This is a genomic window from Magnetovibrio sp. PR-2 (assembly GCF_036689815.1).
GTDB lineage: Bacteria > Pseudomonadota > Alphaproteobacteria > Rhodospirillales > Magnetovibrionaceae > Magnetovibrio.
In genome coordinates this window covers 58,349-75,810 of the sequence record NZ_JBAHUR010000010.1, presented here as the reverse complement: position 1 = coordinate 75,810, position 17,462 = coordinate 58,349, and the positions used below count along the sequence as shown (strand labels likewise).

Sequence of the window (17,462 nt, the reverse complement as noted above, 5' to 3'; positions counted from 1 at the left end):
CCATTAGGCCTCAGGTTCGCCGAACGAATAGCCGCGTCCACGGTGGGTTTGTATAAGCGCGGGCTGGAGCTTTTTGCGCAAGCGCGCAATGAACACTTCAATGGTGTTGGAATCGCGGTCGAAGTCTTGGTCGTAGACATGCTCGATAAGCTCGGTCTGTGAAATCACGCTGCCTTGATGGTGCATGAAGTACGACAACACTTTCAGCTCGTGCGCGGTCAGGGTTACGGCCTCGCCTTCAAACGTAACCTTGCCCGATTTTGTATCCAGCTCCACCGGACCGCAGCTGAGCATTGAGGTCGCGTGCCCCGCCGTGCGACGGATGAGTGCCCGCACCCGCGCCAACAGCTCTTCCATATGAAACGGTTTGGTGAGGTAGTCGTCCGCCCCTGCGTCAAACCCGCCGACCTTTTCGGACCAGTTGTCGCGCGCGGTTAAAATCAACACCGGCATGTCGCGCCCGTCTTTGCGCCAGCCACTCAAGACCGTGATGCCGTCCACTTTGGGCAGGCCCAGGTCCAGAACCACCGCATCATAGGGTTCGGTATCGCCTAAAAACGCGCCTTCTTCGCCGTCCGGGGCTTGGTCCACGGTATAACCCGCGTCTGTGAGCGCGCCTGCGACTTGTTCGCGCAAATCCTGTTCGTCTTCGACCACCAAAACACGCATGTGTGATCCCCTCCCGCTTTAATGCTCGACGTCTAAGATTTTCAACGTCTTCGCGTCCAGCTCAACCTCAAGAACGCGCCCATCCTTTTGCAGCACTTTAATCTCGTAGATTAACCCGCCGTATTCGTCTTCCAGTTCGACCTCAATCACTTCGCCACCAAATTCTTTGTCGACAACTTTCAGCGCTTTGGCCAAGGGCTCAATCTCACCTTTCAAGACGGCTTCGCGGGCGCGTTCTTGATCCAGTTTATCCCCGTCCGCCTGCACAGCGGGGCTTGCCAAGACGGCAGCGCCGAAACAGGTTGCAAAAACCAGCGAAATCCAAGAGCTCAATTTCATATGCCACCTCATATCCACAAGAAGTAACCGCCGACCGCAAGGCCTATGGCAATCGCGATCGCCGGACGGATAAACCCGATGGGCTTGATCTCTTTGTCGGCTTCATCACCAGACACATGCTTCTTGCCGGTGAACATAGCACGCACCAAATTTTCCCGCGAGATCAAACCGTGCACCACAACACCGCCAACATGCAATGCCACCAGGGGGATCCAAAAATGGCCCAAGCCTTCGTGCAGCTCGCCCATCCAGCCGCCCCCGATAAAGGCCAAAGGCCCAACGTAGCCGTCTTCGGACGTCATCAGCCCTGACAAGGAAATTACCATGACCGTCGCCAGCAACGCCACGACCATCCAGCCGCCCAGGGGGTTGTGGCCGACGTGGTGGGGCGGGCGAAACTGCAACAGCTTTTTGGCGTAGTCACCGACGGTTTCAGGCCCGTGTACAAAATCGTCAAAGCGCGCATAGCGGCTGCCCCACACACCCCAAACCAAGCGAAAGGCCACCAAGCCCAAAACGGCAGTACCCGTGTAAATATGCACCCAAAAAATGCTCGCCCCCGCTTCGGCGGAGATAAACGCGACAAGGATTAAACTCGCCAAGCTCCAATGGAAAAAGCGGGTGGGCATGTCCCAAACTTTGATGGTGCGTTTTGTGCTTTGATCGGTTGTCATCTCTTCTGTCCGCGGCTGAATTTAAACTGTGGACATCATAGCCTCTAGATATGAACCCAAGCTGAACACCCCCCTTCAGCTTGAGTTCAGCTTGCCGACGTTAGGGTGTGCAAAATGATTGCAGGAGAAATTCATGAAAATCGTAACAGCACTCACCGCCGCCCTGCTTGTCGCCACCTTGACGACAGCCGCACAAGCCGGGCCACGCGACGACATCGTACAAAGCTTTATGGCCCAAGGTGCTGCGTCCGGTGACGCCGCGCGCGGCCAAAAACTCTTCACCACCAAGTTCGGCCTCGGCAAGCCCGAGACCCCCAGCTGCACCACATGCCATGGCGCAACGCCGTTCACCAGCGGAGAGACCCGCACCGGCAAAGTGATTGAGCCCATGGCCGTGTCCAAAACGCCCGCGCGCTACACCGATCCCAAAAAGGTCGCAAAATGGTTCCGCCGCAACTGCAATTCCGTCTTGGGACGTGAATGCACCGCGCAAGAAAAAGTCGACTTCATAACGTATATGTCGGGGCAGTAGGTCTTGCTTAAGACCCACCCAAACGTTTGATGTTGGCTTCGGCCTCGGCCAAGCCTTCGGCGTTGCCCAGCACGCGATAAGCCTGGGCCAAGCGTTTCCAGCCCGCCAAGTCGTCGGGGTTTTCTTTGAGCTTGTCGGCCAAACGTTCGACCATCGCCTGGATCATGGCGTTTTGGTCCTCCGCAGACATCTGCTGTGCGTCTTGGACTTGCTCCGCCGTCGGCCCCGGTGCAGGTGCGGGGGCGGGTTCAGGCTCTGCCACCTCCATGGGCGGCAGCATGGTCACTTGGGGAACGTCAATGCCAAGCCCCGCCGCCAGGCCTTGCATACGGGATTGGATTTGCGCCACCCATTCGGCGTTTTCCGGCGAGACCTTCAACAGGGCCACATACTCATCCAAGGCACCTTGCAAATCGTCTTTTTGTTGCTTGGCCAACGCTAAGTAGAAGTAGGAACGCGGATCGGCGGGGTCTTTGTCTTGGACCTCAACCAACAGGTCCGAAGCCAACTTGCTCACCACCGATCCGTCTTCGATGATCAACGCTTCCGCCCAGGCGGCCAAAGCTTGGGGATGGCGGTTGGTCAGGCCTGCAACTTTTTCATAAGCCCCAGCAGCATCGCCATAGCGTTGGCCCATTTCATAGATTTCAGCCAGCACCAGCCAGCCTTCGACGTCGTTGGGCTCTTTGGCCAGACGCTCTTCCAGATCTTTCAACAATTGCATGGCGCGGGCGCGGTCTTCGGCGTTGGCGGCGGCGTTGGCAATGTCGCTTTGTTTTTGATCCATTTGGCGTTGAGCCAAGGGCTGATCCGGCAAAGATGGCTGGCCCAAGGATAAATATGTGCCCAGTGCGCCCAGCGGCAAGATGACCATGATCGCAATCATCAACGCCTGGGTCATTTTCGGATCGCGCGTTTCGGCGATTTCCAGACCGCTGTTTTTGTCTTCGGCTGCGGCCAGCATGCGCCGTTCAATTTCGGTGCGTGCGGCCAAGGCCTGGTCTTCGCTCAACACACCGCGTTCCATGTCGCGCTCGATCTCACCCAGCTGGTCTTTGTAGACCGTCAGGTCGAACTCGGCGCGTTCAGGCGCTGCGCTGTCGGGCGCCCGGCGCGCCAACGGCACAATCAAAAAAGCGAGCGCGCCCAAAATACAAGCCGCGACGGCTACCCAGAGAAGCGTCATGCGTCGTTTTCCTTCAAAAGTTTATCCAGGCGGCGGCGCTCATCATCGCTGAGCGGTTCGGCTTGCACACCCGCGACGACCTCACCCCCACCGGATTTGCGGCGGCGGAAAATCATCACCAACGCGAACACACCAAATACAGCGATGGCACCAGGGCCGATCCACAACACCAGGGTCGAGGCTTTAAACGGCGGGTCCAACAACACAAAGTCGCCATAGCGATCCACCATGTAGGCCATGACTTCGTCGTTGCTGTCGCCTGCGGTGATGCGGTCGCGCACCAAGATGCGCATGTCGCGGGCCAGCTCGGCATTGGAATCGTCAATGGCTTGGTTTTGACAGACCACACAGCGCAGTTGCTTGCCCACTTCACGGGCGCGCGCTTCTAAGGCCGGGTCTTTTAAGATTTCATCGGGCTCGACAGCTTGGGCTGCAAACGGCAGCACAAAGCTCACGACCAGAGCCAACAGGAGTGTCCGCATTAAGCTGGCTCCTCTTTCAATTTTTGGATCAAGGGCCACAGAGTTTCTGCCCAATTGTCTGGCGTGATGGGACCGATTTGTTTGTAGCGGATCACACCCTTCTTATCGACAATGAAGCTTTCGGGCGCCCCCGTCACACCAAACGCAATAGCAGCGACGGATTTGGGATCGTCACCGACCAGGGTGTAGGGGTCACCGTACCGCGCCAACCACTTCGGGCCAGCGTCCGGCTTTTTCTCCCGCCAATCGAGGCCATAAACCGGCACCAGGTTTTGCTCTTTGATGCGCACCAAAAAGGGGTGCTCGATCTGACAGGCCACGCACCAAGAGCCAAAGATATTGACGATGGTGACTTGGCCCAGCAAATCCTTCGTGCCCCAACCGCGATCACGGCCTTGGATGGCGGCAAGATCAAACTGCGGCACCGGACGGTTGATCAGCACGGACGGCAGTTTGTCCACCGTCTCACCGCTTTGCACGCGGTAGAGCTGCTTGACGGAAAATCCGCCGACAACCAACAAAATCAGCAGCGGCAGGAAAAACAGGAACTTCTTCATCACACTCTCACCCCTTATTCAGCCGGGGCGGCTTGGGCATTGGGTTTGGGCTTGGCCTTGGATTTTTCCGGCGCACCGATGCGATGACGGCGGTCGGTCAAGCTGATGAGGGAACCCAACACCAACATGCTGGACCCCAGCCACAACCACAAAACCAACGGGTTGTTGTAAATCCGCACCACGTAACCGTCTCCATTTTCTTCCTTGTTGCCCAAAGCAACGTAGAGATCTTGGAAAAACATGGTCTGAATGGCCGCTTCGGTCGTGGGACGAGCCTCGACCTTATAGATGCGGTTTTCCGGATAGAGATACGTGTAGTGTTCGCCGTTTTGCGAAACCTCAACAGCGCCCGCTTGGGCCACATAGTTCGGGCCTTGCACATCGCGCACACCGCGAAGGGTGTAAGTGAAACCCGCCAAATCGATGGAGTCGTTGACCTTCATCACTTGGATGCTTTCCACCCGCCAAACGGTGGAACCGATCATGCCCGCAATGGCGATACCAAGGCCCACGTGCGCGCACGTCATGCCCCAGCTGGAGCGCGGAAGACTACCCAAACGACGCAGGCTGGAACCAAAGTCGGTTTTGAACAACTTAATGCGCACGGCAATTTCCGTGAGCGTGCCCACAACCAACCACGCCGATAACCCCGTGCCCAGCACGGACAGAACGCTGTCCGTATCAACGATGACAAAACACACCAAGATTGTGACGACAGAAACCGCCAAAGCCACAAACAATTGCTTCATGGCGCGCGGCACGTCGCCGCGTTTCCACGACATCAAGGGCCCAAACGCCATAACGACGACCATGGGCACCATCAGCGGGATAAAGACCGAGTTGAAGAAAGGCGGACCGACGGAGACTTTGCCGCCACCCAAGGCATCCAAGAACAGCGGATACAACGTGCCCAACAACACCACGGCAGCCGCCACGGTCATCAGCAGATTGTTCATCAGCAACGAGCCTTCACGCGAGACCGGCTGGAACAAACCGCCTGCCTTCAACTGCGGGCCACGCAAGGCAAACAGGGTGAACGAACCGCCCACGACCAACAGCAACAGCGCCAAGATAAACACACCGCGCGCGGGGTCGGAGGCAAACGAGTGCACCGAGGACAATACGCCCGAGCGCACAATAAAGGTGCCCAGCAAAGAGAACGAAAACGCCACGATGCTCAAAAAGATCGTCCAGCCCTTCAAGGTGTTGCGTTTTTCCACAACGATGGAGCTGTGCAGCAAAGCCGTGCCCACCAACCACGGCATGAACGATGCGTTTTCAACCGGGTCCCAGAACCACCAGCCACCCCAGCCGAGCTCATAATACGCCCACCAAGACCCCAGCACGATGCCGACGGTCAAAAAGCCCCAAGCGGCCAAGGTCCACGGACGCACCCAACGCGCCCACGCAGCGTCCACACGGCCTTCGATCAAAGCGGCAATGGCAAACGAGAACGCAATGGAGAAGCCCACATAGCCCAGATACAAGAACGGTGGGTGGAACGCCAATCCCGGGTCTTGCAGCAACGGGTTTAGACCGTTGCCGTCCATAGGCGGCGGAAATACGCGCACAAACGGGTTGGAGGTGAGCAAGATAAACAGATAAAAGCCCAGCGCGATCATCGCTTGGATACCCAAAACCCGCGCACGCAGGCTGGGCGGCAAGTTGCGGCCAAACGCGGCCACGGCCAAGCCGTAAAACGCCAAGATCAACACCCACAACATCATCGAGCCTTCGTGGTTGCCCCACACGCCCGAAATTTTATAGAGCATCGGTTTGGTCGAATGCGAGTTTGCCGCCACGTTCAGGACCGAAAAATCGGACACCACATAGGCATACGTCAGGGCCAAAAACGACAGCGTCGCAAACAGCGCCTGCGCGATGGCAGCCGGTCCAGCCAAATTCATCCACTGGGCATTGCCGCGCGCGGCCCCCACCAGGGGCACAACGGTTTGGAACAGGGCGACCATCAGCCCCAAGATCAACAGGAAGTGGCCAAGCTCTACAATCATTTAATTTGCGCCTTCCTCATCGCCCTTCCACTGGCCGGACTTCTTCAACGCGTCCACGGCTTCGGCGGGCATATAGTTTTCATCGTGTTTGGCCAAAACTTCGTCGGCTTGGAATTTGCCGTCGACCATCTTGCCTAAGGTGACGATGCCTTGGCCTTCGCGGAACAGGTCCGGCAACAGGCCTTCGTAAACGACGTCCACGGAGTTATCGACGTCCGTCACCCGAAAGCGCACGACGGCAGAGCCTTCGGTACGCTGGACCGAGCCGTCCTCGACCAAGCCGCCCAAGCGCACGCTTTGGGTCGGCGGCGGCGGTGCGGTGACCAAGTCCGTCGGGCTTTTGAACAAGGAGACACCGTCGCTCAACGCATTGAGCACCAAGCCCACGGCCAAGCCGATCAGGGCCAGAGCCACAAGAACAAAGGTGAGACGCTTATGCTTTCGCTTCATCGCCATGGGGGGTCTCCTCAGGTTTCGCTCTGTTTGGGCCGACTTCGGCTTTCAGGCGTTTAAACGTTTTTTCGGTGGAATTGAGCGAGCGCAAGCTGGCGATCAACAAAACCAACATGATCACGGCGGTCAGGCCATAAGACGGCCAGACGTAAGCGGCGTAACCACCCATGGATAAGAATTCGCTCATGGTCTTTCCTCCTTACCCGTGAATTTGCTTCAGGCGCAAAATCCGCACCTTGTTTTCGGTCAATTCTTGGCGCACACGCACCAACATCACCCAGACGTAGTACGTCTTGAACGCCACCGCCATGATTAACAGCGGCCACAGCATGTCCGGGTGAATGCTCGGACCGTCCATTTTGAGAACCGAGGACGGCTGATGCAGGGTGTTCCACCAATCGACGGAAAATTTGATGATCGGCAGGTTCACCGCACCGACCAAAGCCAGCACAGCGGACGCTTTTGCGCCGCGTGCGCGATCATCAAACGCGCCTTGCAGCGCCATGTAACCGATGTACAAGAAAAACAAAATCAGCATGGACGTCAGGCGCGCATCCCACACCCACCACGTGCCCCACATGGGCTTGCCCCAAAGGGCACCTGTCGCCAGCGCCAAAAACGTGAAGGCTGCGCCAATGGGTGCGGTGGCTTTGGCGGCCACGTCGGCCAAAGGATGCTTCCAAATCAAGGCGACACCGGACGCGATGGCCATAGCGGCATAACAAAACATACCCATCCAGGCCGCCGGCACGTGCACGTACATGATTTTCACGCTTTCGCCCTGCTGATAATCGGCGGGCGCGGTGAAAAAGGTCATATAGAGACCGACGGCGAATAAAATAATCGTGATCCAGGCCATCCACGGTTGGATGATCCCGGCCAACTTCAAAAAACGGGTTGGATTGGCAAAACGGTGCATAGGTCCCCTGACAGCTGTTCTTTATCTTCTGTATTCGCTCTCGTTTGTAACTGTTCCAAGGCGAATTTGCCAGATACTGCGACTCTCAAATGGCCGAAATGTGGCAAGATGCCTGGAAAGCCTCAATTCTATTCCAGTGACTGACGTAAGCCCGCTGCCGCCGCCCAAGGCGTTAACGCCAGGGCGCCCACCAACATGGCCGCCAAAAACAGCACATGCGGGCGCACAGCCTGATCGAAAATGGCTGCATCCACGGCGGAAACACCAAAAATCAGGACTGGGATGTAAAGCGGCAAAACCAGCAAGGACAGCAACACGCCACCCCGGCGCGATCCCAAAATCAACGCGGCCCCCACCGCACCGATGAGGCTCAACGTCGGTGTACCTAGCGCCAAGGCCAGCATCAACGCGCCGAAGCCTTCCATGGGCAACTGCATCAACACCGCCAACAAGGGTGCCGTGATGATCAACGGCAATCCCGTGGTCAGCCAATGCGCCACGACTTTCGCCAACACGGTCACTTCCAGCGGGATCGGGGCCAAAGCCAGCAATTCCAAAGACCCGTCTTCGTAATCGGTCTGAAACAAGCGTTCCAACGACAACATGGAAGACAGCAACGCCGCCACCCAAATGGTGCCGCCTGCGATCTTCGCCAACGTGTTGGGCTCGGGCCCGACGCCGAAGGGGAACAGCACCACGGCGATGACAAAAAACGCCACCACCATCAGGCTGTCCATGCCTTGGCGGAAAGCCAGGGCCAGATCGCGTTTGACGAGTTCTAAAAATACCTTCATGCCCGCCTCACACCATCACGTTTTCGTCAAACGACGCTTTGTAGGCAAAATCGGACACATCCAACGTCGTTGATCCCGGTGTGTTCACATCCGCGTGGGTCGACAACACCACCATGCCGCCGCCGTCGCGGTGACGCTGAACGGCGTCTTCCAGGCGTTTGATGGTGGCTTTGTCCAGCGCGGTGGTGGGCTCGTCCAACAGCCACAGGGGGGCCGGTGCGGCGATGATGCGCGCCAAGTTCACCCGGCGCTTTTGCCCCGCCGACATAAAGCGGCCGGGCACGTCATAAAGATGCTTGATGTCAAACACGTCCAACGCGTCCATCACGGTGTCTTCACCGCCGCCGCGCACATGGGCCCAAAATTCAATGTTTTCCGCCGCCGTCAGTACGGGCTTCACCGCGTCATGGTGGCCAACGTAATGCAGCCGTCCGCCGTGCTCGTCAATGTCGTCCAGGGCCTCTTCGGGCTCGGCACCTTCGTTTGCCCACAGCATGTTTCCACCCGCCGGGCGCAACAGCCCGGCCATCATGCGCAACAGCGAAGATTTGCCGCAACCATTGGGGCCGATCAAGATCAGCGCACCGCCGGGAGAAAGCTCAAAATTCAAGCCGTGAAACACAACGCGTTCACTGCGCACACAGGTGAGTTTCTCACCCCAAAACTGTTTGGTGGAAGCTGTGGTCATGGAAGGTCGTACGAATTCCTTGTTGCGGGCTAAACCTTAGCCGAAATCTGCCCAAACACCAGCAAAAACGGGCACTTAAAAAGAGGCGTTCACAAAAAAGAAGGCCGGGTGATAAACACCCGGCCAGTTTTTCAGCACTGCAAGTCAAGATTGGGGTGGTTTCTCAATAAAAAGGGCAGTCTTGGGAGGAGCCTTTTCCTTCAGGAGAAACACAGTCGAAGTCTTTGACTAAAACGTCGTAGGAGCCTTCGACAAACGACCGTCCAACGTCTCTGGGGGAGGGGGGAAGGGGTTGGCCGTTTGTTGAGTATGATTAGAGCCCCCAATTGTGGTTGGAATGTGTCACAATCTGGGAATTGTCGTGAAATCGTCTCGGAAAATTGTCTCATTTATCCATCTTTTCCAAGGCATTGGTGATTTGCTATACTGTGGCCATGATTCGCAAAACCCGCATACTTCTGGCCCTGTTCGCCGCCCTGTTCGTTTTGGGCACCCTGCCCGTTCAGGCCAGCTATCAAGACGGCCTGAAACTGGTGCGCCAAGGCAAATGGTCGCGCGCCATTTTGGAATTCGAACAAATGGTCGCGGCCAACCATGCGCCGTCCCAGTTTAGTCTCGCCTTAATCTACCACTTGGGCCGGGGCGTACCACGCGACTTTGAAAAGGCCTATAACCTCTACCGTGTGTCCTCCCTGCAAGGCCACGCCCCAGCCCTCAACAACATCGGCATGATGTATTTGAACGGCGAACATGTCCAAAAAAACCAGTGGGTTGCCTTTAAGCTGTTCGAACGCGCCAGCGCCGAACACTCCCAAGCCAAAGACAATTTGGGACAGTGTTATCAAAACGGTTGGGGGGTTGAGCAAGACATCGGCCAAGCCATCAACTTCTTCGAACTGGCGGGTGCTGAAGGCTATAAGCTCGGCTACTACCACTTGGCGCAAATTTATGAAAAGGGTGTCGCCGAACAAAAGGTTGATATGGAAGAAGCCGTTAAATGGTACGAAATCGCCGGGGAAGCGTCGTATGCCAGAGGTTTCTACCGCTTAGGCGAAATCTATGAAGAAGGCATCGGCATCCCGCCCGACAAACAAGCGGCCTTGGGCTGGTACGAAAAAGCCCTGGATATGGACTACACGCCCGCGTTTACGAAGGTGCGTGAGCTGAGCAATTGAGGCTTAAGCCGCGCCTTTTTCATACCAAGCCTTGGTCGCATTGACGATACGCACCACCGACAGCATCACCGGAACTTCCACCAACACCCCCACGACCGTCGCCAAAGCAGCACCGGAATCGAAGCCAAACAGGCCAATGGCCGTCGCCACGGCCAGCTCAAAAAAGTTGCTTGCCCCGATCAAGGCCGACGGGGCCGCCACACAATGGGCGACACCGAACTTGCGGTTCAACACGTAAGCCAAGCCTGAGTTGAAGTAGACCTGGATCAAAATCGGTATGGCGAGCAAGACGATGACCATGGGTTGGGCCAAAATCTGTTCACCTTGAAACCCGAACAGCAAAACCAACGTTGCCAACAAAGCCAGAAGCGAGATGGGATGGGTAAAACCGAGCACCCGCGCCAAAGCGGCTTCCCCGCCTTGCTTGATCAAATACGCCCGCCAAGCCTGGGCCAAGATCACCGGAACGACGATGAACACCAGGACTGAGATCAGCAACGTATCCCACGGCACAAGAATAGACGACAACCCCAACAACAAACCCACAATGGGGGCAAACGCGAACACCATAATGAGGTCGTTAAGCGCCACTTGGGTGAGGGTAAAGTGCGGCTCCCCATCCGAAAGGTTGCTCCACACGAACACCATGGCGGTGCACGGTGCTGCGGCCAAAATGATCAGGCCCGCGATGTAGGACTCGATCTGATCGGCGGGCAACATATCGTGAAACAAATAGCCGATGAACAACGCCCCCAAAGCCGCCATGGAAAACGGCTTCACCCCCCAGTTGATGAACAAGGTCACACCGACGCCCCGCCAATGTTCCTTGACGTGGTGCAGAGCGCGAAAGTCGATCTTGAGCAGCATCGGGATGATCATCAGCCAGATCAACACCGCCACCGGCATGTTCACCTGCGCGACTTCGGCTTTACCGACCAAATGAAACGGTGCGGGAAAGAAATGTCCCAAACCGATCCCAGCCACAATGCACAGCCCAACCCAAGCCGTAAGGTAGCGTTCAAAGGTGCCAAGTTCAGCGCCTTCTGCCTTTTTAGCGGTGACGTCGCATTGTGCTGTCATTTAGGACTCCTGGGCCAGATCGTCGAGGCGTTTTTGCAAGGACAAACGGTCAATAGCAGCCAATGGCAAATTGGTAAAGATGGAGATCCGCTGGTTGAGCATGCGATACGTGTCGTTAAAGGCCTGGGCAATCTCACTGTCCGTGCCCGTCGCTTGAACCGGGTCGGGAATGCCCCAATGCGCCGTCATCGGCTGACCGGGCCACACTGGGCAGGTTTCTTTCGCAGCGTCGTCGCACACAGTGAAGACAAAATCCATCACCGGGGCATCTTCGGCGGCGAACTCATCCCAGTTTTTCGAGCGCAAAATCTGGGTCGGATAATTCATTGAGGACAACAACTGCAAAGCACGTGGATGAACCTCGCCAACTGCGCCGCTTGCGGCGCTGAAGCCCTTGAACTTTCCGAGCCCTTCGCGATTGATGATGCTTTCGCCCATAATGGAGCGCGCGGAATTGCCCGTGCATAAGAATAAGACATTGAACACTTTATCTGCGGTCATGATCGGATTCCCCCTGTCGCTGAACAACGCTTTGGCTTCAAAGCCACAGGCCTCAATATTTCATGATTTGTTGAAGGTGAGATGACAGAAAAAAGACGGCTCCCAGAGTGACCTGAGAGCCGCCTTTTCAATTTGATGTCACCACCGCTTACATGATGCAGTTTTTGGCAAAATCGGTCGCTTCGTTCGCAGACCAATCACCTTTCGGCTTTTCTTTCATCTGTTCGCACCATTCAGGTGAACCCACTTCCGGTGCGCAAGCTGCAACGCCCAGACCAAACAGAGCAACGAAACCCAAGGTGATAACTTTTTTCAATACGGACATTTAAAAACCCTCTTTCGAATATGTTGCCCTATTAAAGAGCACGCTCCATCACCGATGCAAGTCGTTTTGCAAACGCTGCCGGATCTTCGGGCGTTTCGCCTTCGGCGATGCGGGCTTGGTCCAGCAACAGGTGGGCCGCGTCTTTCAACAACGCATCGTCGCCGTCAGAACCCGCACGCTCGGACAGTTTTTGCACGATGGTATGATTGGGGTTCAGCTCCATCACGCGCGGCATACCGGTCGTCATTTGACCCGTGCGGCGCAGCAGGCGTTCCATGTTCACATCCATGTCGCCCTCATCCGCCACCAAGCACACCGGGCTTTCGGTCAAGCGTTTGGACGGGCGCACGTCTTTGATGGCGTCACCCAGCTCCAGCTTAATCGCCGCGATGAGTGTGTCCAAAACCGGCTCGTCTTTTTTATCGTCGGCTTTGTCGTCCGCATCGTCGCCTTTGACGTCATCCAAGTCCGCCGAGCCGCGGGTGATGGATTTCAGCGGTTTGGCGTCAAACTCTTGGATGTGTTGCAGCCAGAACTCGTCCACCGGGTCGGTGAACAGCAGGACTTCCACACCTTTGGCCTTGAAGCCTTCCAAGTGCGGCGAGTTTTTGACCTGGGCTTCGTCTTCCCCGGTCAGGTAATAGATGGCGTCTTGGCCCTCTTTCATGCGCTCCACATATCCGGCCAAGGATGTCAGTCCCTCTTCGCCTGTGGAGTTAAAACGCGCCAGCTCCAACAACTTGTCGCGATTGGTGAAGTCGTCCACCAGGCCTTCTTTCAGCACAATGCCGAAGTTGCCCCAGAACTCAGCAAAACCGTCTGCGTCTTTCTCAGATTTCTTCTTCAGCTCGCCCAAGACTTTTTTGACCAAGCCCGAACGGATTTTGGCCAACTTCGGATCCGTCTGCAGCATTTCGCGCGAAATGTTGAGCGACAGGTCTTCTGAATCCACCACACCACGCAAGAAGCGCAAATACGCAGGCAGCAAACCTTCAGCCTGTTCCGTGATGAACACCCGGTTCACATAGAGCTTCACGTGGCTCTTGCGTTCCGGATCGAAAATATCGAACGGGCGCATGGACGGAATGAAAAGCAGATTGGTGTAGTTCACCACACCTTCGATGCGGTTGTGGATGGTGACCCACGGATCATCAAACGCATGGGCGGAGTGATGGTAGAACTCTTTATATTGTTCCGCCGTGACGTCTTGCGGTGCACGGGTCCAGATGGCGGACGCGGCGTTGAGCGTGTCTTCGCCTGCTTCGCCCTCTTCCGTCTTGGTGCCCAAGGTCACCGGGAAGCCGATGTGGTCGGAGTACGTTTTGACGATGTTGCGCACGCGTGCGTCTTCCAAAAACTCGCCCGCGTCGTCTTTCATGTGCAAGACCACGGTGGTGCCGCGCTCGGCGCGTTCGGCGGTTTCGATGGAAAACTCACCCTTGCCGTCGGAAATCCACAGCCAGCCTTCGGCTTCTCCGGCTTTACGGGTGGTGACTTCGACTTTGTCCGAAACCATAAACGCGGAATAAAAGCCCACGCCGAACTGGCCGATAAGCCCTAAGTCTTTCTTGTCGTCCTTGCCCAGCTGTTCGATGAACTGCCCGGTGCCGGAACTGGCAATGGTGCCGAGCGTCGCCAACAAATCGTCGTGGTTCATGCCCACGCCGTTGTCGGACACGGTCAAGGTCTTGGTATCTTCATCGATGCTGAGCGCGATTTTGAAGTCGCTATCGTCTTCAATCAGCGACGGCGCGGTGAGCGCTTGGTGGCGCAGCTTGTCACACGCGTCGGACGCGTTGGAGATCAGCTCGCGCAGGAAAATTTCCCGGTTCGAATACAATGAGCCCGCAACAATATCGAGTAGGCGGCTCACTTCGGTTTGAAACGAAAAGGTTTCTTTGGTCATGTGCGAAAGGTTCCCTCACAACAATAATGGTCTTAGTCGCGCGTGATATGGGACAATTTCTTTCGCGATGCAAGCCCTGCGTTATTTGGCCTTGGAAACCCGCGTGTAATGGTCCGGGTGCAAGGCGTGATCGACCACGTCTTCTAAGTGATCCAAATGCATCTGATGAACGAAGCCATGGACGCTCACAGGTTGGCGCGCTTCGTTATGATCTGGATGATAAATCAAGCGCGTAAACACAGCCGCGATGAGGCACGCCACAGCGCAAATGGTGAACGCCAAGGGGAAGTCCCCCATATCGCCCAAGACCCCACCCAAAATCGGCCCAACGATGCCGCCAAGGCCGTAGGACAAAAAGATGAAGGGGTAATTCACGCCGACCTTGTCATTGCCGAAGATGTCCGCCGTCAACGTCGGGAACAGGGCAAAATTGCCGCCGAAATTAAACCCGATCAGCAGCGCACCCAGATACAATAAGTATTCGTTCCCGGCCATATGGGGGAAGGCAAACAGAAAGACCGCCTGCGTCCCGGCCATAATGCCGACGGACCGGCGCCTGCCGACTTTGTCGCTCAGCGTGCCCCAGGCAATGCGCCCAATGCCGTTGGCCAAGCTGAAAAAGACCGCCATGGCTGTGCCGGCTATGGCGCTGGCTTCTATGTCTGAATACCCCGCAGCCAACAGGGCCTCCATGGGATAAAGCTTCATCAAGCCGATGGACATCAACCCGGCCCCGGCACTCACGGCAAAGATCATAAAAATCAAGTAGAACTGCGGCGTATGAAACATCTCCGCCACCGAAAAATTGTCGCTGCCTTTCACCGCTTGGGGAGAAGACGCAACAAAGCCGTCGGGCAGCCAGCCCTTGGGCGGCATGCGCATCCAAATGCTGCCGATCAACGTTAAAACCGCAAACGCCACGCCGTAAAACACAAACGTATCGGCCAGCCCAAAGTCTTCGATCAAACGCCCCCAGGTGCCGGCGATTTTCACCCAGCCCATGGCGCCAAAACCAAAACCAGCCACGGCTAAACCTGTGATCAAGCCTTTGCGGTCGGGAAACCACTGCATGCCCACGGCGATGGGCACCACATATCCAAGCCCGATGCCTGTGCCGCCGATCAAGCCGACGCCCAAACAGACAACCCAAAAATCCTGCCCGCCCAGCAGACCTGCCAAAACGTAACCCGCACCCAGCGTCAAACCGCCCGCTATGGCCAAGGGCCGTGGGCCGAACTTGGTCATGGCTTTTCCGGCGAACACCATCACGACCGCAAAGCTGACCAGACCGACGGCAAAAACGATTTGAGTGTCGAGCTTGCTCCAGCCCGAAGCCTTCAAAGCGGGTGTAAACACCGACCAGGCATAAATCGCGCCCAGGTTCAGTTGAATCAAGATGGCGCCCAGAACGACAAACCAACGGTTGGGAGAGGAAGAGGGGGTCATCCGCGTTGAGCCCTATGCTTTTGGGGGAGGAGGAAGGGATTGAGAACGGCCAAAGTATCAGAGGAATATGAAGTTTTTGCAACTGCGAACACGCACGCAGGCGTCAAACTTGCTCTGAACCGTCCTTCACCAGCTTCTCGCCGCCCAAAAGGTCTTCAACAAAATAGGCGACCAATTCCGTGCGTCCGTGCACGCCCGCCTTGCGGTATATGGCGTTGCTTTGGCTTTTGACGGTGCCGGGGCGGGTGTCGCGCAGGTCGCATATTTCCTGCACGCTGTAACCTTTGATCAGCAAAAACGCGATTTCGCGTTCCGAGGGGCTTAACAGCCAATCGTCGAACTTGGCTTCGACAATGTGGGCAAACTCACCCGTCGCCGCCTGAACCGTGACTTGAAAACCTTCGCGTTCGCGAAACAACACGCCCAACACCGTGCCGATGGCGATCAACGCCACGCCCAAGCTCAGCACCGAGATCAATTCCAAGACATTGTGATCCAGCCAGCTGGTGTCGATGTCGATATAAAGGAAATCCGCCGCTACATCGATCAGCAAAAACACCTCGCAAAAGGCTGTCACAACAAACGCGACGGCGAGAATCTTGCCCCACGTCTTGCTCGCAAATTTTGTGCTGTTGTTCGACACGATGATCGGGTTCCCCTGCCCTGATTTTTTATCTTGGGCCAAAAAGTACGACTTTCATAGCTCCCCACCCCGTATAACCCGGGTTTTAGGCTAAAGGTTTATGTCAAAAAAACCATGAACGTTATGTGTAATGATAGAGTCGCACATCAGCTTATGCACAGAAAATGCGGCAATTACAGTACATTAGCGTCTGCTCATGTACGATAAATCATTTGCCGATTGCGCTTAAGGAGTTTGTTTCTTGGACCTGGGAGGGATCTTATGAAATCCACAATTACGAAATTGTACACAGCTGCTGCCCTGGGGGCGTGCTTATTTATATCTGAACCGTCAATGGCTTCAGATTATGACGATATGGAAGACACGCATGCTGCGGTCATGAGTGTTCTCGATCAATACGATATTGAAGTGCCGTATGATTACATCGCCACGTTGATGCGCTTGCCCAACGCCTTTGGTGAAGGGGCTGCATGTGTCGTTTGCCATACATCCAACGACCCGAAAAAGAGCCCCGCAGGTTTGGACCTGTCCACGTGCGAGGGCATCAAGAAGGGCAGCGTAAACGGCCCGATTATCGTTCCTGGCGATTTCCACAAAGGCAATTTCCGCCGCCGGATGCGGGACAACCGCATGCCTTTGGGTGTCCGCTTTGACGTTCCAAGCGATTTGCCTGCGATCTTGGAAATCAAAAAATGGATCGAAAACGGCGCCAAAAACGACGACCAATTCAAGCAAAAGGTTCTGCCGACGTTCAAAGATCCGACGGCTTACGGTGGCGAACAGGCGTGTACGGAATGCCACATGTCCAACCAAGAGCCGCCCAGCTTCCACGAACTGGACATGACGACTTATGAAGGCATCATGCTCGGCGCGGACAGTGTCGCCAAAGCCGAAGAAGGCAAACCGCCGGTTAAGATTGTTATTCCCGGCGAGGTGATGAAAAGCAAGCTGTACCTTCGCTTGGTTGAAAACCGTATGCCTGGCGGCATTGGTGCCAGTGAAGACCGCGATCACCCGAACCTTCAGCTCATGTTCGAATGGATCGAACACGGCGCTAAATGTGACTAACATTGGCTAGTTC

21 protein-coding genes are annotated in these 17,462 nt (G+C 56.0%); 3 read left to right on the top strand and 18 right to left on the bottom strand.

The window, feature by feature from the left end:
• Nucleotides 1-3 precede the first annotated feature (3 nt).
• From V5T82_RS12755 to V5T82_RS12745, 3 genes are read right to left on the bottom strand one after another with little or no spacing between them, the layout of a single operon-like run.
• Nucleotides 4-669, bottom strand: coding sequence for a response regulator transcription factor (locus tag V5T82_RS12755; protein ID WP_332896032.1), 666 nt, complete (start codon nt 667-669; stop codon nt 4-6).
• Nucleotides 670-687: 18 nt separating this feature from the next.
• Complete coding sequence (locus V5T82_RS12750; protein WP_332896031.1) at nt 688-1,008, bottom strand: PepSY domain-containing protein; 321 nt, start codon at nt 1,006-1,008, stop codon at nt 688-690.
• A gap of 8 nt (nt 1,009-1,016) precedes the next feature.
• Nucleotides 1,017-1,682, bottom strand: coding sequence for a cytochrome b/b6 domain-containing protein (locus V5T82_RS12745; RefSeq protein WP_332896030.1), 666 nt, complete (start codon nt 1,680-1,682; stop codon nt 1,017-1,019).
• Between the two features lie 133 nt (nt 1,683-1,815).
• Between V5T82_RS12745 and V5T82_RS12740 the strand changes: the two genes are divergently transcribed.
• Nucleotides 1,816-2,214, top strand: a complete 399-nt coding sequence (locus V5T82_RS12740; RefSeq protein WP_332896029.1) for a DUF1924 domain-containing protein — start codon at nt 1,816-1,818, stop codon at nt 2,212-2,214.
• Between the two features lie 7 nt (nt 2,215-2,221).
• Here the strand turns inward: V5T82_RS12740 and ccmI are convergent, their stop codons facing one another.
• From ccmI to ccmA, 9 genes are all read right to left on the bottom strand, one after another.
• Entirely contained in the window at nt 2,222-3,400 is a 1,179-nt protein-coding gene (gene ccmI / locus V5T82_RS12735) for a c-type cytochrome biogenesis protein CcmI (RefSeq protein ID WP_332896028.1), read from the bottom strand.
• Complete coding sequence (locus V5T82_RS12730; protein ID WP_332896027.1) at nt 3,397-3,882, bottom strand: cytochrome c-type biogenesis protein; 486 nt, start codon at nt 3,880-3,882, stop codon at nt 3,397-3,399. Before V5T82_RS12730 ends, ccmI begins: the two co-directional genes overlap by 4 nt.
• Nucleotides 3,882-4,439 (bottom strand): DsbE family thiol:disulfide interchange protein, encoded by a 558-nt coding sequence (locus tag V5T82_RS12725; RefSeq protein WP_332896110.1) that lies wholly within the window; start codon nt 4,437-4,439, stop codon nt 3,882-3,884. The genes V5T82_RS12730 and V5T82_RS12725 overlap by 1 nt, the downstream gene beginning before the upstream one ends.
• A 14-nt stretch (nt 4,440-4,453) precedes the next feature.
• Nucleotides 4,454-6,451, bottom strand: a complete 1,998-nt coding sequence (locus tag V5T82_RS12720) for a heme lyase CcmF/NrfE family subunit (RefSeq protein WP_332896026.1) — start codon at nt 6,449-6,451, stop codon at nt 4,454-4,456.
• Nucleotides 6,452-6,907 carry a cytochrome c maturation protein CcmE gene (gene ccmE / locus V5T82_RS12715; protein WP_332896025.1) on the bottom strand — a complete coding sequence of 152 codons (456 nt, stop codon included), beginning with the start codon at nt 6,905-6,907 and terminating at the stop codon, nt 6,452-6,454. It abuts the gene before it with no gap.
• The gene (gene ccmD / locus V5T82_RS12710) at nt 6,885-7,091 is read right to left on the bottom strand and encodes a heme exporter protein CcmD (RefSeq protein ID WP_332896024.1); all 207 of its coding nucleotides are present in this window, start codon (nt 7,089-7,091) and stop codon (nt 6,885-6,887) included. Before ccmD ends, ccmE begins: the two co-directional genes overlap by 23 nt.
• A 12-nt stretch (nt 7,092-7,103) precedes the next feature.
• The gene (locus V5T82_RS12705; RefSeq protein ID WP_332896023.1) at nt 7,104-7,823 is read right to left on the bottom strand and encodes a heme ABC transporter permease; all 720 of its coding nucleotides are present in this window, start codon (nt 7,821-7,823) and stop codon (nt 7,104-7,106) included.
• 128 nt (nt 7,824-7,951) lie between these two features.
• The gene (gene ccmB, locus V5T82_RS12700) at nt 7,952-8,617 is read right to left on the bottom strand and encodes a heme exporter protein CcmB (protein WP_332896022.1); all 666 of its coding nucleotides are present in this window, start codon (nt 8,615-8,617) and stop codon (nt 7,952-7,954) included.
• Between the two features lie 7 nt (nt 8,618-8,624).
• On the bottom strand, nt 8,625-9,305 hold the full coding sequence (gene ccmA, locus V5T82_RS12695) for a heme ABC exporter ATP-binding protein CcmA (RefSeq protein WP_332896021.1): 681 nt from the start codon (nt 9,303-9,305) through the stop codon (nt 8,625-8,627).
• Nucleotides 9,306-9,685: 380 nt separating this feature from the next.
• Here ccmA and V5T82_RS12690 point away from each other — a divergent pair, with 380 nt between their 5' ends.
• Entirely contained in the window at nt 9,686-10,480 is a 795-nt protein-coding gene (locus V5T82_RS12690) for a tetratricopeptide repeat protein (protein ID WP_332896020.1), read from the top strand.
• A gap of 3 nt (nt 10,481-10,483) precedes the next feature.
• Here V5T82_RS12690 and arsB read toward each other — a convergent pair whose 3' ends face one another.
• The 6 genes from arsB to V5T82_RS12660 all read right to left on the bottom strand — a co-directional run bounded on the left by arsB (nt 10,484) and on the right by V5T82_RS12660 (nt 16,381).
• The gene (gene arsB, locus V5T82_RS12685; RefSeq protein WP_332896019.1) at nt 10,484-11,560 is read right to left on the bottom strand and encodes an ACR3 family arsenite efflux transporter; all 1,077 of its coding nucleotides are present in this window, start codon (nt 11,558-11,560) and stop codon (nt 10,484-10,486) included.
• Nucleotides 11,561-12,061 carry an arsenate reductase ArsC gene (locus V5T82_RS12680; RefSeq protein ID WP_332896018.1) on the bottom strand — a complete coding sequence of 167 codons (501 nt, stop codon included), beginning with the start codon at nt 12,059-12,061 and terminating at the stop codon, nt 11,561-11,563.
• 148 nt (nt 12,062-12,209) lie between these two features.
• Nucleotides 12,210-12,386, bottom strand: a complete 177-nt coding sequence (locus V5T82_RS12675; protein ID WP_332896017.1) for a DUF3012 domain-containing protein — start codon at nt 12,384-12,386, stop codon at nt 12,210-12,212.
• A gap of 31 nt (nt 12,387-12,417) precedes the next feature.
• The gene (htpG, locus tag V5T82_RS12670) at nt 12,418-14,292 is read right to left on the bottom strand and encodes a molecular chaperone HtpG (protein ID WP_332896016.1); all 1,875 of its coding nucleotides are present in this window, start codon (nt 14,290-14,292) and stop codon (nt 12,418-12,420) included.
• 81 nt (nt 14,293-14,373) lie between these two features.
• On the bottom strand, nt 14,374-15,738 hold the full coding sequence (locus V5T82_RS12665) for an L-lactate MFS transporter (protein ID WP_332896015.1): 1,365 nt from the start codon (nt 15,736-15,738) through the stop codon (nt 14,374-14,376).
• 103 nt (nt 15,739-15,841) lie between these two features.
• Complete coding sequence (locus tag V5T82_RS12660; RefSeq protein ID WP_332896014.1) at nt 15,842-16,381, bottom strand: helix-turn-helix transcriptional regulator; 540 nt, start codon at nt 16,379-16,381, stop codon at nt 15,842-15,844.
• Nucleotides 16,382-16,714: 333 nt separating this feature from the next.
• Here V5T82_RS12660 and V5T82_RS12655 point away from each other — a divergent pair, with 333 nt between their 5' ends.
• On the top strand, nt 16,715-17,449 hold the full coding sequence (locus V5T82_RS12655; RefSeq protein ID WP_332896013.1) for a c-type cytochrome domain-containing protein: 735 nt from the start codon (nt 16,715-16,717) through the stop codon (nt 17,447-17,449).
• Nucleotides 17,450-17,462: the final 13 nt, after the last annotated feature.